The organism is Neobacillus drentensis (assembly GCF_036966985.1).
GTDB lineage: Bacteria > Bacillota > Bacilli > Bacillales > Cytobacillaceae > Neobacillus > Neobacillus drentensis_E.
In genome coordinates this window covers 4,595-6,607 of sequence record NZ_JBALSN010000482.1, presented here as the reverse complement: position 1 = coordinate 6,607, position 2,013 = coordinate 4,595, and the positions used below count along the sequence as shown (strand labels likewise).

General features: G+C 39.7%; 3 protein-coding genes. 2 read left to right on the top strand and 1 reads right to left on the bottom strand.

Going from position 1 to position 2,013, the window contains the following annotated elements; genetic code table 11:
- Nucleotides 1-49: 49 nt before the first annotated feature.
- Nucleotides 50-943, top strand: coding sequence for an alpha/beta hydrolase (locus tag V7659_RS25860; RefSeq protein ID WP_335542970.1), 894 nt, complete (start codon nt 50-52; stop codon nt 941-943).
- An 11-nt stretch (nt 944-954) separates the two neighbouring features.
- On the opposite strand, the gene V7659_RS25855 is transcribed toward V7659_RS25860, so the two are convergent.
- Nucleotides 955-1,278 (bottom strand): hypothetical protein, encoded by a 324-nt coding sequence (locus V7659_RS25855; RefSeq protein ID WP_335542971.1) that lies wholly within the window; start codon nt 1,276-1,278, stop codon nt 955-957.
- A gap of 179 nt (nt 1,279-1,457) precedes the next feature.
- On the opposite strand from V7659_RS25855, the gene V7659_RS25850 reads away from it, so the two are divergent.
- Entirely contained in the window at nt 1,458-1,886 is a 429-nt protein-coding gene (locus V7659_RS25850; protein ID WP_335542969.1) for a VOC family protein, read from the top strand.
- Nucleotides 1,887-2,013 lie beyond the last annotated feature (127 nt).

The window sequence follows — 2,013 nt, the reverse complement described above, 5'->3', positions numbered from 1 at the left end:
ATACCTATATGTACACGCTTACATTTTAGATTGAAAGGAGAAATTCGTCATGGCAAGTCAAGAAAGTTTACTAGTAAGACAATATTTAATGACGGCAAAAGCAAGCCAAACAGCAGGAACGGACATTGAAATAGCTAGGCAGGGACTAGAAGCATTATCCTCCTTAACCCCTGTGGCACCGGATATCATAGTGGAGAAAACAAAGATTGATGACATCCCGGCAGAATGGGTCATCGCACCTAATGCTGTCGAAGACCGAGTGTTTCTTTATCTTCATGGTGGAGCATACATAATGGGAAGCTGTAACACTCATCGCTACCTGGCTTCGAAACTATCACAGTCAACAGCGGCACGGGTTTTAGTTCCTGAATATCGACTTGCACCAGAAAACCCATTTCCAGCTGCGATTGAGGATGCTGTAAAAGTTTATCGCTGGTTGATTTCCTCCGGTATAGCTCCTGATAAAATTATCATCGGTGGCGATTCGGCTGGCGGCGGTCTAACGCTTGCTACCCTCCTTTCATTAAAAGGTGAAGATGAAGAATTGCCAGCTTTGTCAGTACTATTGTCTCCGTGGACAGATTTGGAAGGTACCGGTGAATCCATGAAAACTAGAGCCGAAGTTGATCCATGGTTATCACCAGATGCAACCCGAGCGATACCAACTTTATATACCAGGGATTTGGATCTCAGTCATCCACTTGTATCACCCATTTATGCGGATTTGTCTGGTCTTCCATCGATGTTGGTTCATGTAGGTAACGATGAAATCCTTTTAAGTGATTCAGCCCGATTAGTCGATCGTGCCCGTGAAGCAGGTGTGGAAGTAACCTTTAAAGTATGGGACGACATGTGGCATGTTTTTCAAACGTTTGCGATACCAGAAGGTCAACAAGCGATTGACGAAATTGGAGAATTTGTTCAGAAGCATTTTAATTATTGATAGGTTAGTAGTTACAATTTTTTTAGCAGATAACACGTGCCGTCTTCGGCGAAGAATAAAGATTCGCCTTGGAGCACGTTAAAATTAACATTCTTTTTGTCATAAATTAGTTTTGCCACTTTTTCAAATTTCTCTACTTCTTCAGCTGTTGGATTAACAGTTAGATCTTGTTTAGCGTTTGTCGTCACAAATCCTTTGGGGTTATATTTCCGATGGGGTTTCAATTCTGTGCCCCAACTTCCATCGAGGAGAAGAGAAAATGCGGTAAACTTTGTTTTTCGCGTTTGAATAGACCAGAGTTTCCGGCAATTACAACGGTGTATTTTGAATTTCATCACAAGTTACCCTCTTTCTGTAAATTCAAAATAGGATGATTGTAAATTGTATTCGCCCGGGGACTAAATTATTTAATCAGTGTTAGGTTTGGAGCTTGGACTAAGTGGAAATTTGAAATTTATCCAGTAAATGGTACAATTACCAATGTTTAAATTTTACACAAAAGGGGTTATCATACATGTCTGTTGATGTATATCTTAATTTTAATGGGAATTGTCGTGAGGCAGCAGAATTTTACGCGGAGGTATTTGGCTTAGAAAAGCCGAAAATTATGACGTTTGGGGAAGCGCCACAGCACCCAGACTATGCCCTTCCAGAAGAAGCAAAAGGCTTGGTCATGCATACAAGGCTTAATATTGATGGAAGCAACGTCATGTTTTCTGATGTTTTCCCTGGAATGCCGTTTGTAGCAGGTAATAACATAAGTCTATCTATTGTTAATAAAGACTTGGATAAGATTAACACTTATTTTAACCAACTGAAAGAAGGCGGTACGGTAGTCATGGAGCTTCAAGAAACCTTCTGGAGCAAATGCTATGGTTCTTTAAAAGATAAGTTTGGAATTGAATGGCTATTTAATTATGATAATGGGGAAAGTGTTTTTTAATTGATTTATATTATGAAGGAAGACTGAGCAATTTGCCCAGTCTTTTTTTGATTTTCTTATTGATGAGCATTTAGTACTGTATTGATTGCCATGGGTGGGATATTTTGGATCAATGGGCATCATAGGA